Genomic DNA, 24,862 nt, shown 5'->3' with positions numbered 1-24,862 from the left:
TCGGGAGCCGGACCCGGTCCCCGCGCCCAGCAGACGGACCACGGCACCGGCCGCCCGCCTCGTGGACCGGCGACAATGCGGCCCGGCCCGTGCCCGGCGCCGTGGCAGTCAGTCGGCGCCGCCCCGCCCACGCGGCACAATGGAGTCCATGTCCAGCACCCCGCGCCCCTCCGGTCTCGCCCCCGCCATCGCCGCCCGCCTGAAGCGGAGCGCGGATGGGCTCCTTCCGGCCATCGCCCAGCAGTACGACACGGGCGAGGTGCTCATGCTCGGCTGGATGGACGACGAGGCGCTCCACCGCACCCTGACGACCGGCCGCTGCACCTACTGGAGCCGCAGCCGCCAGGAGTACTGGGTGAAGGGCGACACCTCGGGCCACGTCCAGTACGTGAAGTCCGTGGCTCTGGACTGTGACGCGGATACGGTTCTGGTCAAGGTCGACCAGGTCGGCGCCGCCTGCCACACCGGCGACCGCACCTGTTTCGACGCAGGTGAACTCCCCCTGGACACTTCCGCACAGGATCCGCGGGCGGACTAGGATCCCGCCCCATGACCACGGGTGCTGCCACGATGGACCTCGAGACCTTCCGCAAGCTGGCGGCGGACCGCCGCGTCATCCCCGTCAGCCGCAGGCTGCTCGCGGACGGTGACACTCCGGTGGGCCTCTACCGCAAACTCGCCGCCGAACGGCCTGGCACCTTTCTGCTGGAGTCCGCGGAGAACGGCCGCTCCTGGTCCCGCTACTCCTTCGTCGGTGTCCGCAGCGCCGCCACCCTCACCGTCCGCGGGGGTCAGGCCCATTGGCTCGGCACCCCGCCCGTCGGTGTACCCGTCGCCGGTGATCCCCTGGCCGCGTTGCGCGCCACCGTCGAGACCCTGCACACCCCGCGCGACCTGGCCGCCCAGCAGCATCTGCCGCCCTTCACCGGCGGGATGGTCGGCTACCTCGGCTACGACATCGTGCGGCGCCTGGAGCGGATCGGCGACAGCACCGAGGACGATCTGCGCCTGCCCGAGCTGACCATGCTGCTCACCTCGGACCTCGCCGTCCTCGACCACTGGGACGGTACGGTCCTGTTGATCGCCAACGCGATCAACCACAACGACCTCGACACCGGCATCGACGAGGCGTACGCGGACGCGGTCGCCCGCCTCGACGCCATGGCCGCCGATCTGTCCCGTCCGGTCCCGGCGAGCGCCGCCGTCCTGCCCGCCTCGCAGGTGCCCGAGTTCACGGCACGGTGGGGAGGCACCGCCTATCAGGAGGCGGTCGACGACATCAAGGAGCGGATCCGCGCGGGGGAGGCGTTCCAGGTAGTACCGTCGCAGCGGTTCCAGACCCCGTGCCCCGCCTCGGCGTTGGACGTCTACCGCGTGTTGCGGGCCACCAATCCGAGCCCGTACATGTACCTCTTCCGCTTCCCCGCCGTGGACGGCGAGGACGGCTTCGACGTCGTCGGCTCCAGCCCCGAGGCCCTGGTGAAGGTCGAGGACGGGCGGGCGATGGTGCACCCCATCGCGGGGACCCGCCCGCGCGGCGCAACACCGCAGGAGGACGCGGCCCTCGCCGAGGAACTGCTCGCCGACCCCAAGGAGCGGGCGGAGCACCTGATGCTGGTCGACCTCGGGCGGAACGACCTGGGCCGGGTCTGCGATCCGGGCAGTGTCGAGGTCGTGGACTTCATGTCGATCGAGCGCTACAGCCACGTCATGCACATCGTCTCGACCGTCACCGGCCGCCTCGGCCCGGGGCGTACGGCCTTCGACGTCCTCGCCGCCTGCTTCCCGGCCGGTACGCTCTCCGGCGCGCCCAAGCCCCGCGCGATGCAGATCATCGAGGAGCTGGAGCCCACCCGCCGCGGACTGTACGGCGGTTGCGTCGGCTATCTCGACTTCGCCGGGGACTCCGACACCGCGATCGCCATCCGTACGGCCCTGCTGCGCGGCGGCACGGCCTATGTGCAGGCTGGCGCGGGCGTGGTCGCCGACTCCGATCCGGTGGCCGAGGACACGGAGTGCCGCAACAAGGCCTCAGCGGTGCTGCGCGCAGTGGCGATGGCGAGTGGGCTGACCGCACCGTAGGCGGGTCGGCGCGGGGATACGGTCGCAGGGCCGGGCTCCGGGCACGTGGCCCCGGCCCACGAGCGGTGGCCCGGCCCTCGACGGGGGCCAAGGGACCGCGGAAGTGCGGCCGTTGGCGGCCGGTTTGGGGCTGCACACCGTGCACCGGGCCCGTCCTCCCCGCAGGAACGGCACATGGTGCACGGCGGTCCGCGGGCGAGTGACGACCACGCGGCGACCGTGCGGCACTCAGGGGCACTAAGCGGCACTCAGGGGGGAGCCATGCGCATCCACGGTCGTGGGAAGGGCCCCTGCGTGTGCGGGCGTGGCCCCGGCAGTAACCCCGAGGGGGCATCGTCGCCGTAGGTGGCGTCCCCGTCGTCATGACTCACCACGACACGACGCACCACTGTGACCTGGGCTCCCTGGGCGGATTCAAGTGGTGGTCGCAACACCTTGATCACGGAGGTGTGCGATGGGACGGGCCCAGAAGCAGAAGGTGCCGGGGGTGCCTGCGGGTGCGCGACGGCAGTGGGCGGCGGATCGGGCGATGCGTCCGCCGATGCGTTCACCGGGTCGGCCGGAGCCGTCTCGTGCAGTGCAGCGCCACTTCTGGCGGCGGATCGCGTCGGGAGTGACGACGGCGGAGGCCGCGCTGGCTGTTGGCGTTTCATGGCCGGTCGGAACCCGGTGGTTCCGTCACGCTGGCGGGATGCCGCCGATCAGTCTGGATGAGCCCACCGGCCGATATCTGTCGTTCGCTGAGCGTGAGGAGATCGCGCTGCTGCGCGCCCAGGAGTTCGGCGTGCGGGAGATCGCTCGCAGGATCGGCCGCGACGCGGGCACGATCTCACGCGAGCTGCGCCGCAACGCGGCGACCCGGGGCGGCAAACCGGTCTACCGGGCTCTGGTGGCGCAGTGGAAAGCGCAGCAGGCTGCGAAGCGCCCGAAGACCGCGAAGCTCGCAGGCGACGACAGGTTGCGTGAGTACGTGCAGGAGCGACTCGCCGGCAGCGTCCGTCGCCCCGACGGCATGATCGTCACCGGGCCCAGGACGCCTGGGTGGAAGGGGCTGAACAAGCCGCATCGGCAGGACAGGCGTTGGGCGACGGCATGGAGCCCGGAGCAGATCTCACACCGGCTCCCTGTCGACTTCCCCGATGATGAGTCCATGCGCATCAGCCACGAAGCGATCTACCAGGCGCTGTTCATCGAGGGCCGTGGCGCGCTCAAGCGGGAACTGGTCATGTGTCTGCGGACCGGCCGGGCCCTGCGGGTTCCCCGTGCCCGGTCGCAGAATAAGCCGCAGGGGCATGTCACCGCGGACGTCATCCTCAGCGAACGCCCCGCCGAGGCCGGGGACCGTGCGGTCCCCGGACACTGGGAAGGCGATTTGATCATCGGGACGGGCCGCTCCGCGATCGGTACGCTTGTCGAGCGAAGTAGCCGCTCCACGCTCCTGGTGCACCTGCCTCGGCTCGAGGGCTGGGGCGAGAGTCCGCCCGTGAAGAACGGTCCCTCGCTCGGGGGCTACGGCGCGATCGCGATGAACGCGGCGCTCACCACGTCGATGACGCAGCTGCCCGAGCAGCTACGCAAGACCCTCACCTGGGACCGCGGGAAGGAACTCTCCGGTCACGCCCAGTTCGCTCTCGATACTGGGACGAAGGTGTTCTTCGCCGATCCGCACTCGCCCTGGCAACGTCCGACAAACGAGAACACGAATGGGCTGCTGCGTCAGTACTTCCCGAAGGGCACTGATCTCTCCCGTTGGTCGTCCGCGGACCTCGAAGCCGTCGCCATGGCGATCAACAACCGGCCCCGCAAGGTCCTCGGTTGGCGCACGCCGGCCGAGGTCTTCGAAGAGCAGCTACGCTCGCTGCAACAGCCCGGTGTTGCAACGACTGGTTGAACCCGCCCTGTGCGCCAGGGATGGGTCGAGGCCGCCCGCGCGCCGCGTTTCCTCGACGGCGAGTGGGTGCCCCCCTTGAAGACCGGTACGTCCGGGGCGCCATAGTGGTGGGGTGAGTGCCGTACCTCATCCCCGTACACCCCAGGCCCCGCCGCAGTCATCACGGCGGAGCCTCGCCATTGCCCTGCTCTTCGGCGCGCTCGGCGCCGCGCTCGCGCTGCTCGCCGGCGGCCAGACCTGGAGCGAGGGCTTCTCGCCCGCGGCGCAGGGCGCCCAGCCGCTGGCCGCGAAGGGCCAGGACGTGACCGGCCTCCCCGCCGCGCTCGCCGTCGTCGGACTCGCCGCGCTCGTCGCGGTCTTCGCGGTGCGGAGGAGCGGCCGTGCCCTGGTCGCCGCCCTGCTCGCGCTGAGCGGCGCTGCCGCGGTGCTGACCTCCGTTCTCGGCGGTTCCGACTCCGGCGCGCTCGAGGCCGAGGCCGCCAAGGCCACGGGACTGACCGGCGCCGGCGTCGAGCACGTCACGCACACCGCCTGGCCCTGGGTCTCCGCCGCGGGAGGCGTGCTGCTGCTCCTCGCGGGGCTCCTCGCCCTCCGCTACGGACGCCACTGGCCCGCCATGTCGGGGCGTTACGAGCGCGGAGGCCGTCCGGTACCCAGCCGAACGCGCCGCGCTCCGGACCCGGACCGGCCCGAGGAGATGTGGAAGGCCCTCGACCGGGGCGAGGACCCCACCGGCGAGGACGACACCAGGTAGGACCACCCGCGAGGTTCCGCGCCCGGACCCGCGCCCCGGGTCCCGCCCGTTGGGTCCCCGCCCGCGGCGCCCGGGCGCGTCCGCGGAGCACCCCGATCACCGGCAGCCCCACGCGTCGGGGACAATGACCGCTGAGCCTTCAACGCGCCGGGATCCGGGCGCGCGACACAGCAACGAGGAGTACTCATGGCGGGCAGCAGCCACGGACACACCCCGGCGGCCTGGACCGGTGTCACCATCGCCTTCATCGGCTTCCTGATCGCCGGTGCCTTCACAGTGGCCGCCGAGCCCGTCGGCTTCGTCGCCGGGCTCGTCGTCGTCGCGCTCGGCGGTGTCGTGGGCCTGGCGATGCGCGCCGCGGGCATGGGCCAGGAGAAGCCCGCCCACTCCGAAGCCACCGCCCAGAGCTGAGGCGCCCGCACGCATGGCGCGGCTCCTCCTCGTCCGGCTTGACCGGCCTGTAGGAGGACCGGAGCTGCGCCGCTGTGCGTCTGCGGGGAGACTCGATGGTGTGACCGACGAAACGGTGCAATCCCGGCACACCGTACGGGCGTCGTCCCGGCCGGCGCAGGCCGAGACTGCGCGGACCGGGCAGATGCGGACCGCGCAGATCACGGAGGCCGCGCAGCAGGTACGAGCCGCGCAGCAGGTACGAGCCGCGCAGTCCGCACGCCCCGGGCAGTCCGCGCGCCCCGGGCAGTCCGCGCGCCCCGCGTGGTTCGCAGCGGACGCCGGGCCCACCGCGTCCCGCCCCGGCGCCCCTGTGGCACGCAGGGCCGCAGCCGTGGCCGCGCCGCTCGGCACCATGGCCGCCGTTCTCGGCGCCTTCGGCTATGTCGGTGCCGTGGACCCGGGCGAGCCGGGTCACTACCCCGTCTGCCCGCTGCTCCACCTCACCGGCCTCTACTGCCCCGGCTGCGGTGGCCTGCGCAGCGCGCACGCCGTCGCGCACGGCGACCTGGCCGCCGCACTCGGCGCCAACGCCCTGGCCGTCACCGCGTACGCCGCCTTCGCCGCGCTCTGGACCGTATGGCTCCTGCGGGCGTTGCGGGGGCGCCCCGTGGGGTTCCGCGTACGCGCTTCCCAGGGGTGGCCCCTGGTGGCCGTCGTGGTGCTCTTCACCGTTGTCCGGAATTCGCCCCTCGGGACCGGGCTCGTGCCATGATCTCCGCCGTCGCGGCAGCCCGGCAGACCCCGCGAACTCCCCGATACGTCCAGGTTGTGGGACCGCGGGCGACCGGATGCGGGACCTCCGCGCCCGGCCGGATACCATCGCAGTGCCCCGCGCATCGCCGGCCGGGGTGGCGCCCCGGCGGCGCCGACCATTCGCTCCGTACCCGCACCCGTCCCGGAAGGGGGCCGCTCGCGTGAGTGTGCTCGACGAGATCATCGACGGAGTCCGCGCCGACCTCGCCGAGCGGCAGGCGCGTGTCGGCCTCGACGAGCTCAAGGAGCGGGCCGCGAAGGCTCCCCAGGCCAAGGACGGCGTGGCCGCACTGCGCGGCGACAGCGTCAACGTCATCTGCGAGGTCAAGCGCTCCAGCCCGTCCAAGGGCGCCCTCGCCGCGATTGCCGATCCCGCCGGGCTCGCCTCCGACTACGAGGCGGGCGGTGCGGCCGTCATCAGCGTGCTCACGGAGCAGCGCCGCTTCGGGGGCTCCCTCGCCGACCTGGAGGCCGTACGGGCCAAGGTCGGCATCCCGCTGCTCCGCAAGGACTTCATCGTCACCTCGTACCAGCTCTGGGAGGCCCGCGCGTACGGCGCCGACCTCGCCCTGCTGATCGTCGCCGCCCTCGACCAGGAGGCGCTGGTGTCCCTGATCGAGCGGGCCGAGTCGATCGGGCTCACCCCCCTCGTCGAGGTGCACGACGAGGAGGAGATCGAGCGGGCGGTGGACGCCGGGGCCCGGATCATCGGCGTCAACGCGCGTAATCTCAAGACCCTCGAGGTGGACCGCGGGACGTTCGAGCGCATTGCGCCGGAGATCCCCGACCACATCGTGAAGGTCGCCGAGTCGGGCGTCCGCGGGCCGCATGACCTCATCGCGTACGCCAACGAGGGCGCGGATGCCGTGCTCGTCGGCGAATCCCTGGTCACCGGCCGGGACCCCAAGGCGGCCGTCGCCGACCTCGTGGCCGCCGGCGCCCACCCCGCTCTGCGGCACGGACGGGGCTGAGGCCGGGATGCACGCCTACGCACGGCTCGCTCGCGGCTGCAGGCCGCGCGGCTGCCGCGCGCCCGCGCGGCGCGTCCGGGGACGCCGGGTGCGCTATGTGATCGGCTGTGAGCCCGGGCAGGTCAACGGGATGCGATGGCGCCAGGCTGCTTGAGCCTTCGGCCGAGCCGCGGCGCCCCAGCTGTCCGCACCGTAGAGAGCCGCTACGCCTGCGCACCCCTTCCTTCGGTGCCGGGCCCTGTCATCACGTCGGTGTGCCGCTGAGCCGGGCACACGGTGAGGAGGGGGTGCGGCGGGGTGCCCCCGCACGGCGGCGATTCACCTGCGGGCAGCCGGACGACCGCCCGCGGATTCGCTGCCCGTGGGAGTCCCCCAGCGATAGCTGGGGGAGGGGGTGCCCCGGCGCGCCGCGGACGACCGGGCCCCCACCGCGGCCGACCCCGTACGCCCCCCGCCGGAGCGGCAAGCGCCTACTCGGCGAGCGCTAACGTGTTCAACGATCGAGACTTCGGGGCGGAAGCCCCTTCCGAGGAGTACGTCGGATGTCCTCTGACTTCTTTGTCCCCGACCCGGAGGGTCGGATCCCCAGCCCCCAGGGCTACTTCGGTGCCTTCGGCGGAAAGTTCATCCCCGAGGCACTCGTCGCCGCGGTCGACGAGGTCGCGGCCGAGTACGAGAAGGCCAAGGCCGACCCGGCCTTCGCCGCCGAGCTCGACGAGCTGCTGGTCGACTACACCGGCCGTCCGAGCCCGCTCACCGAGGTGCCCCGCTTCGCCCGCCACGCCGGCGGCGCGCGGATCTTCCTCAAGCGGGAGGACCTCAACCACACCGGCTCCCACAAGATCAACAACGTGCTGGGCCAAGCCCTGCTGACCAAGCGCATGGGCAAGACCCGCGTCATCGCCGAGACCGGCGCGGGCCAGCACGGCGTCGCCACCGCCACCGCCTGCGCCCTCTTCGGGCTCGAATGCGTGATCTACATGGGGGAGATCGACACCGAGCGCCAGGCCCTGAACGTCGCGCGCATGCGGATGCTCGGCGCCGAGGTCGTGGCCGTGAAGTCCGGCAGCCGGACGCTGAAGGACGCGATCAACGAGGCGTTCCGCGACTGGGTCGCCAACGTCGACCGGACCCACTACCTCTTCGGCACGGTCGCCGGACCGCACCCCTTCCCCGCCATGGTCCGGGACTTCCACCGGGTCATCGGCGTCGAGGCGCGCCGCCAGATCCTGGAACGTACGGGCCGGCTGCCGGACGCCGTCGCAGCCTGCGTGGGCGGCGGGTCCAATGCGATCGGGCTGTTCCATGCGTTCATTCAGGACGAGGGCGTGCGCCTGGTCGGCCTGGAGGCCGCGGGCCACGGCGTGGAGTCCGGCGAGCACGCCGCGACCCTGAGCGTAGGCGACCCCGGCATCCTGCACGGCTCGCGGAGTTACGTACTCCAGGACGACGAGGGCCAGATCACCGAGCCGTACTCGATCTCCGCCGGTCTGGACTACCCGGGCATCGGGCCGGAGCACGCGTACCTCAAGGATTCGGGACGCGGCGAGTACCACCCGGTCACCGACGACCAGGCGATGCAGGCGCTTCGGCTGCTGTCGCGGACCGAGGGCATCATCCCGGCTATCGAGAGCGCCCACGCGCTCGCCGGGGCGCTCGACCTCGGCCGCGAGCTGGGCGAGAACGGCCTGGTTCTGGTGAACCTCTCCGGCCGTGGCGACAAGGACATGGACACCGCTGCCCGCTACTTCGGGCTGTACGAGCCGACGGACGCCGTCGAGGCGGACGCGGCCGACGAGACCGAGGGAGCCAACTGATGGCGGGGAACCTGGACCTGCTGGGGTCGGTGCTGGCCAAGGCCGAGGACGAGAACCGCGCCGCACTGGTCGGGTACCTCCCGGCCGGCTTCCCCTCGATCGACGACGGCGTTCGCGCCGTCACCGCGATGCTGGAGGGCGGCTGCGACATCGTGGAGGTCGGGCTGCCGCACAGCGACCCGGTCCTCGACGGTCCGGTGATCCAGACCGCCGACGACATCGCCCTGCGCGGTGGCGTCCGTATCGCCGACGTGATCCGTACGGTCCGTGAGGCGCACGCCGCGACGGGTGCGCCGGTGCTGTGCATGACGTACTGGAACCCCGTCGACCGGTACGGCGTGGAGCGCTTCGCGGCCGAACTGGCCGGGGCCGGGGGAGCGGGCTGCATCCTCCCCGACCTGCCGGTGGAGGAGTCGGAGGCGTGGAGGAAGGCCGCCGAGCAGCACGGCCTGGCGACCGTCTTCGTCGTGGCGCCCAGCAGCAGGGACGAGCGACTGGCCAGGATCACGGCGGCCGGTACGGGCTTCGTGTACGCGGCCTCCCTCATGGGCGTGACCGGAACGCGCGAGTCTGTGGGCGAGCAGGCCCAGGACCTAGTGCGGCGCACGCGTGCGACGACCGACCTGCCGGTCTGCGTCGGGCTGGGTGTCTCAGGCGGTGAACAGGCGGCCGAGGTGGCCGGCTTCGCGGACGGGGTGATCGTCGGCTCGGCCTTCGTCAAGCGGTTGCTGGACGCCCCGGACATCGAGTCGGGGCTGGCCGGGGTTCGGGAGCTGGCGGGTGAACTGGCCATCGGCGTACGGCGGCGCGCCTGAGCAGGACCCGCGCCACGCCTCTGGCGGACGGCGTACGGTCCGGTGCCGGCCCGGCCCGCGTCCGGGCCGGTGACCGGGCCGCCGTAACCGGCCGGCGGCCGCGTCGCCGTCACCGGCCGACGTAGCTCGTAAGGGTGGATCTGGACCGGGGAGGCACGCTCGTGCCTCCCCGATTCGTTTCATCGGACGTGAGCGAGAAGAACCGTGACGGTAAGCGCAGCGCGCGTGAGCGGCTGCAGATGGAGCGCGAGCGGGACAGGGTCCGGGACAAGCGAAGGCGGACGCTTTTCGTCGGCGTGGTCGGCGTCGTCGTCCTCGGGATCGCCGCGGGCGTGGGCTTCGCGGTGTCCCAGGTGGGTGACGACGAGGACGGACCCGTGGTCGCGCCGACGGGTGCCAACGGCGAGAACAACCTCGCGATCCCGGTCGGGCGGTCCACGGCACCCTCGTCCCTCACCGTTTACGAGGACTTCCGCTGCCCGGCGTGCGGTCAGTTCGAGAACGGCTTCCGCGACACCATCCACAGCCTGCAGAACCGCGGCCTCCTGCGCACTGACTACCACTTGGCCACGATCATCGACGGCAACATGGGCGGCACCGGCTCCCACACCGCTGCCAACGCCGCGGCGTGCGCGCAGGACGCCGGGAAGTTCCAGGCGTACCACGACGTCCTCTACCGCAATCAGCCGCCGGAGGAGGAGGACGCCTTCGCGGACAAGGCCCATCTGATCCACCTGGCCGGGCAGGTGAAGGGCCTGGCCACGCCGGCGTTCAAGAAGTGCGTGAACGACGGCAGCCACGACAGCTGGGTGGAGAAGTCCAACAGCGAGTTCACCAACTCCGGCCACCAGGGGACCCCGACGGTCCTCCTCAACGGCAAGAACGTCTACAGCAACCAGAAGAACCCGCTGACGCCGGAGAAGCTGACGAAGATGGTCGAGGACGCGGCACGGAAGAAGTCCTGACCACGGCCCTCCTTCAGGGGCCGGGCCGTGCCTCCCTTCCGCGCTCGTCCCGCTGCCGCCCCGTGCCGCTGCCGCCCCCGTTCCGCGCGTCGGAGCGGGGGCGCGCTGCTGCGGCCGTCCCCGAGGTGCCCGTGCTGCACGGGTGGCGCGGACCCGAGCGCCGCCGGGCGTTCCCGGGCCGCTCGGGGGCGAAGCGGTCGACCGGGCTGGGAAAGCGGCAGGGGCGCACGGTAGGTTCGGTTCTGCCATGGACCTCGCATACATTCCCAGCCCGTCGACCGGCGTGATCCACCTCGGACCGATCCCGCTGCGCGGCTACGCGTTCTGCATCATCATCGGCGTCTTCGTCGCCGTCTGGCTCGGCAGCCGCCGGTGGGTCGCCCGCGGCGGCTTGCCGGGGACAGTGGCGGACATCGCCGTCTGGGCGGTGCCCTTCGGACTCGTCGGTGGCCGTCTGTACCACGTGATCACCACGTACGAGCCGTACTTCGGCAAGAACGGCGACTGGGTCGACGCGTTCAAGATCTGGGAGGGCGGGCTCGGCATCTGGGGCGCCATCGCCCTTGGCGCGGTCGGCGCCTGGATCGGCTGCCGCCGCCGGGGCATCCCGCTCCCCGCGTACGCCGACGCCGTCGCGCCGGGCATCGCCCTCGCCCAGGCGATCGGACGCTGGGGCAACTGGTTCAACCAGGAGTTGTACGGCCGGGCCACCGATCTGCCGTGGGCGCTGAAGATCGACGGCGACCCGGGCAGCGGCCGGGTCGCGGGGACGTACCACCCGACCTTCCTGTACGAGTCGCTGTGGTGCATCGGTGTGGCGCTGCTGGTCATCTGGGCCGACCGTCGCTTCAAGCTGGGACACGGACGGGCCTTCGCCCTCTACGTCGCCGCGTACACCGTGGGCCGTGGCTGGATCGAGTACATGCGCATCGACGAGGCGCATCACATCCTGGGCGTCCGGCTCAATGTGTGGACGTCGATCGTCGTCTTCCTGGCCGCTGTCTCCTACATGATCGTTTCCGCGAACCGTCGCCCTGGACGGGAGGCGGTCGTCGAACCGGCTGCCGAGGCTGCCCGCGCGGAAGCGGAGAGGGAGAAGGAGCAGTCCGTACCGGAGAAGGCGAAGGAGTCCGTACCGGAGACGGAACCGGAGTCCGTTCCCGAGAGCGGTGCCGCCGCCTCTGACGCGGCCGACGGGCCGGGTGAGTCCGCGCCGAGCGAAGACGGGGACGCGGCTGCCGCGTCAGGGGAATCCGGGACCGACCCGACCACCGGTGCCTCCACGCGGACCGAGCAGGACGGTGACGGCGCACCCGCCCCCGCCGAAGGAGCCGGACCCGGCTCCGAGGCGGGCAGCGGCAAGAAGCGCTGACGCACGCCTCCGCGCCGACCCCCGCCTCCGCGCTGACGCACGCCTCCGCGCTGACGCACGCCCCCGCGCCGACCCCCGCCTCCGCGCCGACCCCCGCCTCCGCGCCGACCCCCGCCTCCGCGCCGACGCACGCCTCCGCGCCGACGGCCGCCGCTCCCGCAGCGGGAGCGGCGGCCGTTCGTATGCGCGGTGACAGCGCGCGTGCAACGAGCGCGGGGACGCGTACGCCCCCCCGCGAGCCCATCTACCGCATGAGCACGCCAACCGGCTCCTTGGAGAACTCCCAGGTCAGCCGGGTTAGTTCGGCCTTCCTTGCTAGACGATCTTGGGGAAGCATGCGTACCTTCGAGGCGTTGGGGACAGGGCGTACGGCCCGGGGGCCCCGGGATCTTGGGGGAAGGAGCACCTGAAGACGATGTCCGTCATCGACACCAACGCCGACCTGCACGAAGCCCACCGTGACAATCACACCCACCGGGATGTGAACGGCGGCTGGCTGCGGCCGGCCGTCTTCGGCGCCATGGACGGCCTCGTCTCCAATCTCGCCCTGATCAGCGGCGTGGCCGGCGGCAGCGTGTCCTCCCAGACGATCGTGCTCACCGGTCTCGCCGGCCTCGCCGCCGGCGCCTTCTCGATGGCCGCCGGCGAGTACACCTCCGTCGCCTCCCAGCGCGAGCTGGTCCTCGCCGAGCTGGAGGTGGAGCGCCGCGAGCTCCGCAAGCACCCCAAGGACGAGCTGGAGGAGCTGGCCGCGCTGTACGAGTCGCGCGGCGTGGAACCCGACCTCGCTCGCAAGGTCGCGAGCCAGCTCTCCCGCGACCCCGAGCAGGCGCTGGAGATCCACGCCAGGGAGGAGCTGGGCGTCGACCCCGCGGATCTGCCGTCACCGACCGTGGCCGCGGTCTCGTCATTCGGCTCCTTCGCGCTGGGCGCACTGCTGCCCGTGCTGCCCTACCTCCTGGGAGCGGTGACGCTGTGGCCCGCGGTGCTGCTGGCGCTGCTGGGGCTCTTCGCCTGCGGCGCCATCGTGGCCAGGGTCACGGCCCGCTCCTGGTGGTACAGCGGGCTCCGACAGCTGATACTGGGGGGAGCCGCGGCCGCGGTCACCTTCGGACTCGGCGTGCTCTTCGGGACTGCGGTCGGCTAGCGCACAGGGCCTCCGGGCGGCCCTGCCGACCTCGAGCAATGTGTTTCCCGGCGGTTTCAGCTCGTTGACAAGCGGGCATGAGCCGAAAGCGCTCAGGCAATGTCGCCTGCTGCGCCCTGGGCAGTGGATGTCGACCCGTCCGCCTTTGCCCTCCTCACCGCATCAGGGCGGTGTCCGCATGCTGGAATGATGCATCCGCTTCGCGAGAAGCGGCGCATCATGTAACCTGCACGAAAATTTGCGCAGAGGGCCAACGTCGTCCCTCGGCACTGACACTGCCACGACGACGACGGGAGAGCCGATGCGTTCCGCGTCCACGCACCCGGCCGGCGGCACCGCCGCATGGTCGCCCATGGACGGGCGCCCCGCTCCGCAGGGGATGTACGACCCGCGCAACGAGCACGACGCCTGTGGTGTCGGTTTCGTGGCCACCCTCACCGGTGAGGCGAGCCACGAGCTCGTGGAGCAGGCTCTCACCGTGCTGCGCAATCTCGAGCACCGCGGCGCCACCGGCTCCGACCCGGACTCCGGCGACGGCGCGGGCATCCTGCTGCAGGTTCCGGACGCCTTCCTGCGTGAGACCGCCGGATTCGCCCTGCCCGAGGCAGGCTCGTACGCCGTCGGCATCGCCTTCCTGCCCGCGGAGGACGAGGCCGGGGCCGAGGCCGCCGCCCGCATCGAGGTCCTTGCCGCCGAGGAGGGGCTGACCGTCCTCGGCTGGCGCGACGTCCCCGTCGCCCCCGAGATGCTCGGCGCCGCCGCCCGTGCCACCATGCCCGCCTTCCGTCAGCTCTTCGTCGCCGACCGTGACGGCCGAGCGACCGGCATCGCGCTGGACCGCAAGGCGTACGTGCTGCGCAAGCGCACAGAGCACGAGACCGGTGTCTACTTCCCGTCGCTCTCGGCCCGGACCATCGTCTACAAGGGCATGCTGACCACCGGCCAGCTCGAGCCGTTCTTCCCGGACCTGTCCGACCGCCGTTTCGCGACCGCCATCGCCCTGGTCCACTCGCGCTTCTCGACGAACACCTTCCCCAGCTGGCCGCTGGCCCACCCGTACCGCTTCGTCGCGCACAACGGTGAGATCAACACCGTGCAGGGCAACCGCAACTGGATGCGGGCGCGGGAGTCGCAGCTCGTCAGCGAGCTGTTCGGCGAGGGCGGGCTGCAGAAGGTCTTCCCCGTCTGCACGCCCGGCGCCTCCGACTCGGCCTCCTTCGACGAGGTACTGGAGCTGCTCCACCTCGGCGGCCGGTCGCTGCCGCACGCGGTGCTGATGATGGTCCCCGAGGCCTGGGAGAACCACGCCTCCATGGACCCGGCCCGCCGCGCCTTCTACCAGTTCCACTCCACGATGATGGAGCCCTGGGACGGGCCCGCCTGCGTCACCTTCACCGACGGCACCCAGGTCGGCGCCGTCCTCGACCGGAACGGCCTGCGTCCCGGCCGCTACTGGGTCACCGACGACGGCCTCGTCGTCCTCTCCTCCGAGGTCGGCGTCCTCGACATCGATCCGGCCAGGGTCGTCCGCAAGGGCCGTCTCCAGCCGGGCCGGATGTTCCTCGTCGACACCGCCGAGCGCCGCATCATCGAGGACGACGAGATCAAGGCCCGGCTCGCCGCCGAGCAGCCGTACGAGGAGTGGCTCGACGCCGGGATCATCGAGCTGGAGGACCTGACCGAGCGCGAGCACATCGTGCACACCCACGCCTCTGTCACCCGCCGCCAGCAGACCTTCGGCTACACCGAGGAGGAGCTGCGCGTCCTGCTCGCGCCGATGGCCAAGACCGGTGCGGAGCCGATCGGTTCGATGGGTACGGACTCGCCGATCGCCGCGCTCTCGACCCGTCCGCGGCTGCTGTTCGACTACTTCACCCAGCTCTTCGCGCAGGTCACCAACCCTCCGCTGGACGCCATCCGCGAGGAGCTCGTGACCTCGCTGATCTCGCCTCTCGGCCCGCAGGGCAACCTGCTGGAGCCGCACGCCGCGTCCTGCCGCAGCGTCACCCTGCCGTTCCCGGTGATCGACAACGACGAGCTGGCCAAGCTCATCCACATCAACGCCGACGGCGACCTGCCCGGCTTCAAGGCCGCGACCCTCTCCGGCCTGTACCGGGTCAGCGGCGGCGGCGAGGCGCTGGCCGCCCGGATCGAGGAGATCTGCGCCGAGGCCGACTCGACCATCGAGGCCGGCGCCCGGCTCATCGTGCTCTCCGACCGCCACTCGGACGCCGAGCACGCGCCGATCCCCTCCCTGCTGCTCACCTCCGCCGTCCACCACCACCTCATCCGCACCAAGCGGCGCACCCACGTGGGCCTGCTGGTCGAGGCCGGTGACGTCCGCGAGGTGCACCACGTCGCGCTGCTGATCGGTTACGGTGCCGCGGCCGTCAACCCGTACCTGGCCATGGAGTCGGTCGAGGACCTCGTCCGCGCAGGGACGTTCCTGCCGGAGATGGAGGCCGAGACCGCGATCAAGAACCTCATCAAGGCGCTCGGCAAGGGCGTCCTGAAGGTGATGTCCAAGATGGGCATCTCCACCGTCGCCTCCTACCGCGGCGCGCAGGTCTTCGAAGCCGTGGGCCTCGACGAGGAGTTCGCCGACACCTACTTCCACGGCACCACCACCAAGATCGGTGGCGCAGACCTGAACGTCATCGCCCGCGAGGTCGCCGAACGGCACGCCACGGCGTACCCGGCCTCCGGCATCGCCCCGGCCCACCGGACGCTGGAGATCGGCGGCGAGTACCAGTGGCGCCGCGAGGGGGAACCGCACCTGTTCGACCCGGAGACTGTCTTCCGGCTGCAGCACTCCACGCGCTCGCGCCGCTACGACATCTTCAAGCAGTACACCCAGCGCGTGGACGAGCAGTCCGAGCGCCTGATGACGCTGCGCGGCCTCTTCGGCTTCAAGGACGGCGAGCGCGAGCCGATCTCCGTCGACGAGGTCGAGCCCGTCAGCGAGATCGTCAAGCGGTTCTCCACCGGCGCCATGTCGTACGGCTCCATCTCCCAGGAGGCGCACGAGACGCTGGCGATCGCCATGAACCAAATCGGCGGCAAGTCCAACACCGGTGAGGGCGGCGAGGACCCGGAGCGGCTGTACGACCCGGCCCGCCGGTCCTCCATCAAGCAGGTCGCCTCCGGCCGCTTCGGGGTCACCAGCGAGTACCTGGTCAACTCCGACGACATCCAGATCAAGATGGCGCAGGGCGCCAAGCCGGGCGAGGGTGGTCAGCTCCCCGGCCACAAGGTGTACCCGTGGGTGGCCAAGACCCGGCACTCCACACCGGGCGTGGGGCTCATCTCCCCGCCGCCGCACCACGACATCTACTCCATCGAGGACCTGGCCCAGCTCATCCACGACCTGAAGAACGCCAACCCCCAGGCGCGCATTCACGTCAAGCTGGTGTCCGAAGTCGGCGTCGGCACCGTCGCCGCCGGTGTGTCCAAGGCGCACGCGGACGTCGTGCTGATCTCCGGCCACGACGGCGGCACGGGCGCCTCGCCGCTCACCTCGCTCAAGCACGCGGGCGGGCCCTGGGAGCTGGGCCTGGCCGAGACGCAGCAGACGCTGCTGCTCAACGGCCTGCGCGACCGTATCGTCGTGCAGACCGACGGCCAGCTGAAGACCGGCCGTGACGTGATCATCGCCGCGCTGCTCGGCGCCGAGGAGTTCGGCTTCGCGACCGCGCCGCTGGTGGTCTCCGGCTGCATCATGATGCGCGTCTGCCACCTGGACACCTGCCCGGTAGGCATCGCCACCCAGAACCCGGTGCTCCGCGAGCGCTTCAGCGGCAAGGCCGAATTCGTGGTGAACTTCTTCGAGTTCATCGCCGAGGAGGTCCGCGAGCTGCTCGCCCAGCTCGGCTTCCGCACCCTGGAGGAGGCCATCGGCCACGCCGAACTCCTCGACATCCGGCGGGCGGTGAACCACTGGAAGGCCCAGGGCCTCGACCTGGAGCCGCTGCTGCACGTGCCGGACCTGCCCGAGGGCGCGGTGCGCCACTGCGCGGTCGAGCAGGACCACGGTCTGGCCAAGGCGCTGGACAACCAGCTCATCAAGCTCGCCGCCGACGCGCTGACCGCCGACAGCCCCGAGGCTGCACAGCCGGTCCGCGGACAGGTCGCGATCCGCAACATCAACCGTACGGTCGGCACGATGCTGGGCCATGAGGTGACCAAGAAGTTCGGTGGTGCGGGTCTGCCCGACGACACCATCGACATCACCTTCACCGGCTCCGCGGGCCAGTCTTTCGGCGCCTTCGTGCCGCGCGGTGTCACCCTCCGTCTGGAGGGCGACACCAACGACTACGTCGGCAAGGGCCTTTCGGGCGGCCGGCTCGTCGTCCGCCCGGACCGGGGCGCCGACCACCTGGCCGAGTACTCCACCATCGCGGGCAACACCATCGCGTACGGCGCGACCAGCGGTGAGATCTACCTCCGCGGCAGGGTCGGCGAGCGCTTCTGCGTCCGCAACTCCGGTGCCACGGTGATCTCCGAGGGCGTGGGCGACCACGGCTGCGAGTACATGACCGGTGGCAACGCGGTCGTGCTCGGCGAGACGGGCCGCAACTTCGCGGCCGGTATGTCGGGCGGGTTCGCGTACGTCATCGACCTCGACCCGGACAACGTCAACCACGACCTGGCATCCGCCGTCGGACCGCTGGACAGCGACGATCAGCAGTGGCTGCACGACGCCGTGCGCCGCCACCACGAGGAGACCGGCTCCACGGTCGCGGAGAAGCTCCTCGCCGACTGGGACACCGCCGTGACCCGCTTCAGCAAGGTCACGCCGGCCACGTACAAGGCAGTGCTCGCCGCCAAGGACGCCGCCGAGCGAGCCGGGCTCCCCGAGTCCGAGATCCACGAGAAGATGATGGAGGCGGCGACCCATGGCTGATCCGAAGGGCTTTCTCACCACCGGCCGTGAGGTCGCAGAGACGCGCCCCGTCGAGGAGCGCGTCAACGACTGGAACGAGGTCTACAAGCCCGGTTCCCTGCTGCCCATCATCAGCAAGCAGGCCGGGCGCTGCATGGACTGCGGCATCCCGTTCTGCCACAACGGCTGCCCGCTGGGGAACCTCATCCCCGAGTGGAACGACTACGCCTACCGCGACGACTGGGCCGGGGCGAGCGAGCGCCTGCACGCCACCAACAACTTCCCGGAGTTCACCGGGCGGTTGTGCCCCGCCCCCTGCGAGTCGGCGTGCGTGCTGGGCATCAACCAGCCGGCGGTGACCATCAAGAACGTCGAGGTCACCATCATCGACAAGGCGTGGGAGAACGGTGACGTGACCCCGCAGCCGCCGGAGCGGCTGTCCGGAAAGACCGTGGCCGTCATCGGCTCGGGACCCGCGGGCCTGGCCGCCGCCCAGCAGCTCACCCGGGCCGGCCACACCGTCGCCGTCTACGAGCGGGCGGACCGTATCGGGGGCCTCCTCCGGTACGGCATCCCCGAGTTCAAGATGGAGAAGCGCCACATCAACCTGCGCATCGAGCAGATGCGCGCGGAGGGCACCAAGTTCCGTACGGAGGTGGAGATCGGCCGTGACATCGACGCGGCCAAGCTCCGCCGCCGGTACGACGCGGTGGTGATCGCCGCCGGTGCCACCACCGCGCGCGACCTGCCGGTGCCCGGGCGCGACCTCAAGGGAATCCACCAGGCGATGGAGTACCTGCCGCTCTCCAACAAGGTGCGGGAGGGGGACTTCGTCTCGTCCCCGATCAGCGCCGCGGGCAAGCACGTCGTCGTCATCGGCGGCGGCGACACCGGCGCGGACTGCGTCGGCACGGCACACCGGCAGGGCGCCGCCTCCGTCACCCAGCTGGAGATCATGGCCAAGCCCGGCGAGGAGCGCAGCCCGAACCAGCCGTGGCCGACCTTCCCGATGCTGTACAAGGTCACCTCGGCCCATGAGGAGGGCGGCGAGCGCCTCTACTCGGTCTCGACGACCCACTTCGAGGGCGACGAGGACGGCAACGTCCAGTGGCTGCACATGACCGAGGTGGAGTTCAAGGACGGCAAGCTGGAGCAGAAGCCGGGCACCGAGCGGAAGATCCCGGCCCAACTCGTCACCCTGGCCATGGGCTTCACCGGTGTCGACCGTGAGAACGGCCTGGTCGAACAGTTCGGACTGGAACTGGACGAGCGGGGCAACGTCGCCCGGGACGGCGACTTTCAGACCAACGTCCCCGGTGTCTTCGTCGCCGGTGACGCGGGCCGCGGCCAGTCGTTGATCGTGTGGGCCATCGCCGAGGGGCGCTCCGCCGCCCGCGGTGTGGACCGCTTCCTGACCGGCGCCAGCTCGCTGCCGGCGCCGATCCGCCCGACGGACCGCGCGCTGACAGTCTGACCGCCGCGCCCGGTCGCGTACGGGGGCGCGCCCGCTCGTCCGGTGGCCGGGCCGCACGGCGCACCCCCTGTGCGGTGCGCGCTGTGCCGTGCGCGGCGGACAACCTGCCGCACAACAGGAGAAGCTGTTCCGTACAACGGCGTACGGACGGAACCGCGGCGCCTGACTCCATCCCCGACCGGAGCAGGCGCCGCGGGCCGTCCCCCCGCCCTGCTGCCCGGCTGGCCGGCGCTCAGCCGTTCAGCAGCGCCTTGCCGGTGGCGGCGTCCACCACCGGGCGGTCCCCGAGGTCCTTCTCGAGCTTCACGTCCACGTTGTCCAGCAGCAGTTGGTCGGTGCAGACGTCGACGTCCTTCTTCTTCACCGCCCAGCCGGCGACCACGACGACCTTGTCGGTCTCGCGCACATGGGCGCCGTAGTCCGCGTCGCAGGCGCCGTGCCCGACCCGGACGACGAACCGCTCGCCGTCGTGGCCGCGGGGGAGTTCGGCGCCCTCGAGCGGAAGCATGTCGCCGTGGCGCCCGCTCACCGGGCGTACGCGCTCCGGCCAGTCCGCGACGATCCGCTCCGCACGCCGGTCGAAGCGCGAGGGCTCGTCGCCGGTGCTCACCGTGGTCGTGTCGTCGTCGCATCCCCCCGCCGTCAGCACCGCGGCCAGGGCCAGCAGTGCGGCCGCCACACCTCTGCGCATCATGCCTCCTGATGTCGCAGATGTGACGGCCGCGCCCCGCTGTGGGTTCCCTCGGGGGCCCCGCTCAGGGCTCCGGTTCTTCCCGTTCCGCTTCTGCTTCCGCTTCCGGTTCCCGCGTCGACGCGGGAACCGGGCGGCCGGAGCGGGCTGGAACTCAGGCGTAGACCCGCTCGACGAATTCCGCGAGCTGTTCGTCGCTGATGTTACGTGCCAGGTTCTGTTCGCTGATCATTCCGCACAGTCGGTGATTGTTGCGCACATCGATCACCGGAAGCCGCTTGACCTGGTGCCTCTCCATCATTTCCAGGGCCTCGGTCATGGGGGCGTCGGCGTCGATCCAGTGCAGTTCACCGGCGAGCCGCCCCGCATTGGTCCGCTCCAGGTCCATGCCCTCGGCGCAACACTGCACCACGATGTCACGGTCGGTGATCATGCCCTTGAGGCGGTCGTCCGACCCGCAGATGGGGAGGCTGCCCACGCTCAGATCGCGCATCATACGGCAGGCGTCCAGGATCGACTGGTTCTCGCCGATGCACTGCGTACCCGTGGTCATGATGTCCCGGACCCTCAGGGTTCCTGTCTTGGCCATGACCGATCCCTTCCTTCCGTTTACTCGTCCTCTTCTTCCGGTTCCTCCGCGAGGCCCTTGAGCTGTTGCAGGTCATCGCGGACGAGCCGTTCGATCGCATGGGCCTGGGCGAACCCCTTGGGGCCGCCGAAGATCTCCTTGACCGTGTCCGGGTCGTACTGCACCCGCACCTGGACGCGTGTGTGCTCCGGGCCGAGGGGGAGTACGGAAAAGGTGCCCCGCAGGTGGGCCCCGTTCGTGGTCCGCCACATCATCAGCCGGCCCTGGCCCCGGTCGAGTATCTCGGCGTCGACCTCGTGAACGCGGTCGCCCGCGTCGATGGCCAGGTGTGCGCGGTGCAGGCCCTCGGTACGGGCGTCCCGTACGCCGCCCACGAAGCGTGGGTAGTCCTCCACGCGGTGGAGGTAGTCCCAGGCCACCTTCGCCGGTACGTCGATGTCGATCTGCTCTTCGAGCGTGCTCATCGTCGGACCTCCACACACCAGCCTGCGCCGCCCTGGCGCGCTCGGCGACCCGGGGGAGCGGCGCCGGGACGCGGCGGCGACGGCGGTTCCGCAGTGCGGCCCGGGCCGCCCTGCGCCGTCTGCCCGGGTCGTCTGCCCGGGTCGTCTGCCCGGGTCGTCTGCCCGGGTCGTCTGCCCGGGCATTTGCCCCGGGCGTCTGTCTGCGCGGCTGCCTGAGCAGCCCCCTGCCTGAGTGGCCCGCCTGCGGCGCCCATGCCATATGCCCGCCTGCGGCGCCCGGCCGCGTCGCTTGCCTACGGCGTCCGGACCGCGGCCCGGACCGTCTCCCGGGCGGGGTCGTCCACCGTGGAACTGTCGTCCACCGTGGAAGTCAGGTGTCGCAGTCCAGCACCGTGCGGCACAGAGAGCAGCGCGCCCGGACTCTGCCCCGCACCGGCACCCGGATCCGCTGGTGGCAGGTGGGGCAGGGGAAGGTCACCCGCAGCGGGGCGTGCCCCTCGAAGGCGTACGCGACGCCGTCCGGGGCGGTGCCCGCCCCGTCGGGCACGCCCCGGTCCTGCACGGACCGCCGGTCGCGTGCGTAGCGGCGGCGCCCGGCCCAGCCGGAGGCGGTGAGCGGCGGCTGCTGCCCGTCCCGCCGGGCCAGCGTCCGGCCGGCGGTGTACGCGGTGTACGCCTGCGGGCTGGTGAACCAGGGCGAGGGGTCCTCGCCGAAGACCATCGCGCGCTTGGCCAGGACGTAGCCGAACTCCTCCGGAGTGAGGTAGCCGAGCTTCTGCGAGGACACCGCGTCCTCCCGGAAGGCGTCGAGGAGCAGCCATCCCGCGCCGAGGTAGGTGGTGGCGGTGTCGGTCAGGATCTCGTTGTCGCGCGTGCCCTGGAAGGACAGGTCGAGGCGGTGCAGATAGACGTGCATGACCTCGTGTGCGAGGGCGGCGCCGATGTCCTGGCGGTGGTTCTTGAAGCGGCTGTTCAGCTCGATGAAGTACTCGGGGCCGGCGGCGAGTTCGACGTTCGCCGCGTGGTGCATGTCGCGGAAGCTCACGATGATGCGGGCGTCGGGCAGGCGCAGATGCTGGACCATCGCACGGGCCACGCGCTGCACCCCGAGATAGAGGTCGTCGACGTCGGCGAAGGCGACGTCGGCGGGCAGCACGCTGGTGGAGAAGGTGTGGACGGTGTCGTAGGACAGCCGTTTGTAGATCGCGTTGATGGACGCCCGCACGGTCTCGATGTGCGGATAGCCGTGCACCACGTCGCTGCCCGTTTCCACGCCCACGGGTTCAACTGTACGTGTGTGCGGGCCCGGCCGGGCAGGAAAATCCGTGGTCGGAAGAGGCCCTTCCGGACAGGGTGCGCGACCGGGCCGTCCGGCCGGTGAGCAGGCGCGCTCATCCGTTTCCGGCTGCGGCAGGACCGGAAGTGTCCCGAACTCCCCCTGAAACTGGGCCGTTGAACACCCTTGTCATGCGCGCATCCCCTTCTGGATAATCCAAACGCGCTTTTTGCTGTCTCATCCCCCACGTCCTGCAGATTTTTCGGGATTGGCATGGGCCTGCCAGAAAGTGCGAAGCCCCCCACGAAAGGACAACTCTTGAACACCCTGGTCAAGACTCTCCAGAGAACTGCTGCCGTCGGCGCCGTCGCGCTGGCCGCTTTCAGTCTGCAGCCGCTGTCCGCCCAGGCTCAGCAGGCACCGGTTGCGGGCGCCAAGCCCCCCGTCGTAGGTGGAAAGCCCGCGGAGCAGGGCGAGTTCCCGTGGATGGTCCGTCTCTCCATGGGTTGCGGCGGCGCTCTCTACACGAAGGACATCGTCCTTACCGCCGCTCACTGCGTGGACGGCTCCGGCGACAACACCAGCATCAACGCGACGGCCGGCGTCGTGGACCTGAACGACTCGAACGCCATCACCGCCAAGTCCACCAAGGTCCTCCAGGCCCCGGGCTACGACGGCAAGGGCAAGGACTGGGCGCTCATCAAGCTCGACAAGGAGATCGACCTCCCCACCCTCCCGATCGCCGACACCGACAAGTACGACAACGGTGAGTTCGGCATCGCCGGCTGGGGTGCGGCCGAGGAGGGCGGCGGGCAGCAGGAGAAGCTGCTCAAGGCCACTGTGCCGTTCGTTGACGACGCCACCTGCAAGTCGGCGTACCCCGACCTCGTCGAGGGCGAGGAGCTCTGCGCCGGTCTCATGGACACCGGCGGCGTCGACACCTGCCAGGGCGACTCCGGTGGCCCGATGTTCCGCAAGGACGACTCCGACGCCTGGATCCAGGTCGGCATAGTGAGCTGGGGCGAGGGCTGCGCCCGTCCGGGCAAGCCCGGTGTCTACACCGAGGTGAGCCACTTCGCCGCCGACATCAAGAAGGCCGCGGACGAGCTCGGCTGAACCCCCGCCGCCTTTGCGGCGCCCTGCACCATCTGCACCAACCCGGCGCGCGGCTCCTACCGCGCGCCGGGGGCGGAGTCCCCGCCCACGCACGCGGATCCTCTCCGCATCAAGTGCCACGTTCGTGCTGTGTCGTGGCCTTCTCGCCCACCCGCCCTCGTCCGGGCGGGTGGGCGGTGCCAACCGTTCAACTTCGTCGGCCGGGCCACCAATCCGTTCCTCACGACGCCGGAAACGTCAAGCGGATCGCGCTGGCGACCGACGGACTGCGTCAGTTCACGCTTCGCCCGCCGTGTCGGCTACGACGATCCGGCGTACTTCAGCCGCTTGTTCACCCGCCGCGTCGGCACCGCACCGGTCCGCTTCCGCGAGCAGCAGGGGCGCGCCGTGCCCGGCGGATGAAGCACCCGCATACCCCACCCGGACGACCCGTCGACAACCGGTCCCGCGGGCGCGGCGTGACCCCTCGCCCCGGACGGAGCGGGTACCCGGCCGGGCGGCTGCGGTCGCCCTCGCCCGCATCCCCGTCGTGGCGGGCGGGTGCCGGGCGACCGGACGGTCCGAGCAGCGGTCATACGGCGCCGGGCGCGGGTCCGCCCTGTTACGGTGACGCCGTTTGCGGCTTGCAAGGCTCCGCCGCGTCGAGTACGCCGCATCCGTTCCGCCGCCTGTGTACGCCGCATCCGTTCCGCCGCCTGCGTTCCGCTACGGGAGAACCCGCTCCATGACCGATCAGCCCGACCGGCCCGTGAACCACGCCGCCACGGCCGAGCCCCCGGCCACCCCCGACGAGACCGTCCGGGCCGAGCTGATCCGGCTCCGCGAGAGCATCGACAACATGGACGCGGCGCTCGTCCACATCGTGGCCGAACGCTTCAAGTGCACCCAGCAGGTCGGTCGCCTCAAGGCCGAGCACCGTCTCCCCCCGGCCGACCCCGCGCGCGAGGCCCGGCAGATCGCCCGCCTCCGGCAGCTCGCGGAGGGCGCGAAGCTGGACCCGGCGTTCGCGGAGAAGCTGCTGAACTTCATCATCGCCGAGGTCATCCGCCACCACGAGACGATCGCCCGCGGCTAGGGCCTGTGTGATGTTGTGATCAGCCAGTCGCCTTCAGGAGGTCGTTGATCCAGATCATGGAGGCACGGAGGTGGAGGCCGGCGAGGTAGCTCTCGGGCGTCTTGTCATATCGAGTCGCGATGCCCCGCCAGGCCTTCAGCTTGTTGATCAGACGCTCGACGGTGTTCCGCTCCTTGTAGAGCTCGGCGTCGTGGTGTGTGGGCCGGCCGCCCCGACTGCCCCTCTTCTTCCTGTTGGCGGCCTGGTCCTTCTTCTCCGGGATGACTGCCTTGATG

21 protein-coding genes and 2 pseudogenes are annotated in these 24,862 nt (G+C 71.2%); 18 read left to right on the top strand and 5 right to left on the bottom strand.

Features of this window, described 5'->3' with window-relative positions; translation table 11 throughout:
- Positions 1-148 precede the first annotated feature (148 nt).
- The 15 genes from hisI (at position 149) to AB0M26_RS07260 (ending at position 19,376) form a co-directional block, all read left to right on the top strand.
- Positions 149-538 carry a phosphoribosyl-AMP cyclohydrolase gene (gene hisI / locus AB0M26_RS07330; RefSeq protein WP_365255951.1) on the top strand — a complete coding sequence of 130 codons (390 nt, stop codon included), beginning with the start codon at positions 149-151 and terminating at the stop codon, positions 536-538.
- Positions 539-549: 11 nt separating this feature from the next.
- Positions 550-2,082: an anthranilate synthase component I gene (locus AB0M26_RS07325; RefSeq protein ID WP_365255948.1), complete on the top strand. Its 1,533-nt coding sequence runs from the start codon at positions 550-552 to the stop codon at positions 2,080-2,082.
- A 529-nt stretch (positions 2,083-2,611) separates the two neighbouring features.
- The gene (locus tag AB0M26_RS07320) at positions 2,612-3,973 is read left to right on the top strand and encodes an IS30 family transposase (RefSeq protein WP_365256357.1); all 1,362 of its coding nucleotides are present in this window, start codon (positions 2,612-2,614) and stop codon (positions 3,971-3,973) included.
- Between the two features lie 112 nt (positions 3,974-4,085).
- Entirely contained in the window at positions 4,086-4,727 is a 642-nt protein-coding gene (locus AB0M26_RS07315; RefSeq protein WP_365255945.1) for a TIGR02234 family membrane protein, read from the top strand.
- A gap of 186 nt (positions 4,728-4,913) precedes the next feature.
- Complete coding sequence (locus tag AB0M26_RS07310) at positions 4,914-5,138, top strand: HGxxPAAW family protein (RefSeq protein WP_365255942.1); 225 nt, start codon at positions 4,914-4,916, stop codon at positions 5,136-5,138.
- A gap of 352 nt (positions 5,139-5,490) precedes the next feature.
- The gene (locus tag AB0M26_RS07305) at positions 5,491-5,892 is read left to right on the top strand and encodes a DUF2752 domain-containing protein (RefSeq protein ID WP_365256354.1); all 402 of its coding nucleotides are present in this window, start codon (positions 5,491-5,493) and stop codon (positions 5,890-5,892) included.
- A 202-nt stretch (positions 5,893-6,094) separates the two neighbouring features.
- On the top strand, positions 6,095-6,904 hold the full coding sequence (trpC, locus tag AB0M26_RS07300; RefSeq protein ID WP_365255939.1) for an indole-3-glycerol phosphate synthase TrpC: 810 nt from the start codon (positions 6,095-6,097) through the stop codon (positions 6,902-6,904).
- Positions 6,795-7,058 (top strand): hypothetical protein, encoded by a 264-nt coding sequence (locus AB0M26_RS07295; protein WP_365255936.1) that lies wholly within the window; start codon positions 6,795-6,797, stop codon positions 7,056-7,058. The genes trpC and AB0M26_RS07295 overlap by 110 nt, the downstream gene beginning before the upstream one ends.
- 388 nt (positions 7,059-7,446) lie before the next feature.
- Positions 7,447-8,721: a tryptophan synthase subunit beta gene (gene trpB, locus AB0M26_RS07290; protein WP_365255933.1), complete on the top strand. Its 1,275-nt coding sequence runs from the start codon at positions 7,447-7,449 to the stop codon at positions 8,719-8,721.
- Positions 8,721-9,536, top strand: a complete 816-nt coding sequence (trpA, locus tag AB0M26_RS07285; RefSeq protein ID WP_365255930.1) for a tryptophan synthase subunit alpha — start codon at positions 8,721-8,723, stop codon at positions 9,534-9,536. Before trpB ends, trpA begins: the two co-directional genes overlap by 1 nt.
- 188 nt (positions 9,537-9,724) lie before the next feature.
- The gene (locus AB0M26_RS07280; protein WP_365255927.1) at positions 9,725-10,501 is read left to right on the top strand and encodes a thioredoxin domain-containing protein; all 777 of its coding nucleotides are present in this window, start codon (positions 9,725-9,727) and stop codon (positions 10,499-10,501) included.
- A 247-nt stretch (positions 10,502-10,748) separates the two neighbouring features.
- Positions 10,749-11,873 carry a prolipoprotein diacylglyceryl transferase gene (lgt, locus tag AB0M26_RS07275; RefSeq protein ID WP_365255924.1) on the top strand — a complete coding sequence of 375 codons (1,125 nt, stop codon included), beginning with the start codon at positions 10,749-10,751 and terminating at the stop codon, positions 11,871-11,873.
- A gap of 415 nt (positions 11,874-12,288) precedes the next feature.
- Entirely contained in the window at positions 12,289-13,020 is a 732-nt protein-coding gene (locus tag AB0M26_RS07270) for a VIT1/CCC1 transporter family protein (protein WP_365255921.1), read from the top strand.
- A gap of 301 nt (positions 13,021-13,321) precedes the next feature.
- A complete protein-coding gene (gene gltB / locus AB0M26_RS07265; protein ID WP_365255918.1) occupies positions 13,322-17,923 on the top strand; it encodes a glutamate synthase large subunit in 4,602 nt (1,533 codons plus the stop codon).
- Entirely contained in the window at positions 17,916-19,376 is a 1,461-nt protein-coding gene (locus AB0M26_RS07260; protein WP_365255915.1) for a glutamate synthase subunit beta, read from the top strand. Before gltB ends, AB0M26_RS07260 begins: the two co-directional genes overlap by 8 nt.
- A gap of 232 nt (positions 19,377-19,608) precedes the next feature.
- Here AB0M26_RS07260 and AB0M26_RS07255 read toward each other — a convergent pair whose 3' ends face one another.
- The 4 genes from AB0M26_RS07255 to AB0M26_RS07240 form a co-directional block, all read right to left on the bottom strand.
- Entirely contained in the window at positions 19,609-20,070 is a 462-nt protein-coding gene (locus AB0M26_RS07255; protein ID WP_365255912.1) for a hypothetical protein, read from the bottom strand.
- A gap of 151 nt (positions 20,071-20,221) precedes the next feature.
- A complete protein-coding gene (locus AB0M26_RS07250; RefSeq protein WP_365255909.1) occupies positions 20,222-20,656 on the bottom strand; it encodes a CBS domain-containing protein in 435 nt (144 codons plus the stop codon).
- A gap of 20 nt (positions 20,657-20,676) precedes the next feature.
- Positions 20,677-21,120, bottom strand: a complete 444-nt coding sequence (locus AB0M26_RS07245; RefSeq protein WP_365255906.1) for an SRPBCC family protein — start codon at positions 21,118-21,120, stop codon at positions 20,677-20,679.
- A 370-nt stretch (positions 21,121-21,490) separates the two neighbouring features.
- Positions 21,491-22,393, bottom strand: a complete 903-nt coding sequence (locus AB0M26_RS07240; RefSeq protein WP_365256351.1) for a hypothetical protein — start codon at positions 22,391-22,393, stop codon at positions 21,491-21,493.
- A gap of 321 nt (positions 22,394-22,714) precedes the next feature.
- Between AB0M26_RS07240 and AB0M26_RS07235 the strand changes: the two genes are divergently transcribed.
- The 3 genes and pseudogenes from AB0M26_RS07235 (at position 22,715) to AB0M26_RS07225 (ending at position 24,587) form a co-directional block, all read left to right on the top strand.
- On the top strand, positions 22,715-23,512 hold the full coding sequence (locus AB0M26_RS07235) for a serine protease (protein WP_365255903.1): 798 nt from the start codon (positions 22,715-22,717) through the stop codon (positions 23,510-23,512).
- Positions 23,513-23,797: 285 nt separating this feature from the next.
- Positions 23,798-23,914 (top strand): annotated as a pseudogene (locus AB0M26_RS07230) (AraC family transcriptional regulator); the annotation flags it as partial.
- Between the two features lie 322 nt (positions 23,915-24,236).
- Positions 24,237-24,587 carry a chorismate mutase gene (locus AB0M26_RS07225; RefSeq protein ID WP_365255900.1) on the top strand — a complete coding sequence of 117 codons (351 nt, stop codon included), beginning with the start codon at positions 24,237-24,239 and terminating at the stop codon, positions 24,585-24,587.
- 19 nt (positions 24,588-24,606) lie between these two features.
- Here the strand turns inward: AB0M26_RS07225 and AB0M26_RS07220 are convergent.
- Positions 24,607-24,862: pseudogene (locus AB0M26_RS07220) on the bottom strand (IS5/IS1182 family transposase); the annotation flags it as partial.

The sequence above is a fragment of the Streptomyces sp. NPDC051776 genome, assembly GCF_040681345.1.
GTDB lineage: Bacteria > Actinomycetota > Actinomycetes > Streptomycetales > Streptomycetaceae > Streptomyces.
The sequence above is the reverse complement of the archived record's forward strand: the minus strand, read 5'-3'. Positions and strand labels throughout refer to the sequence as shown.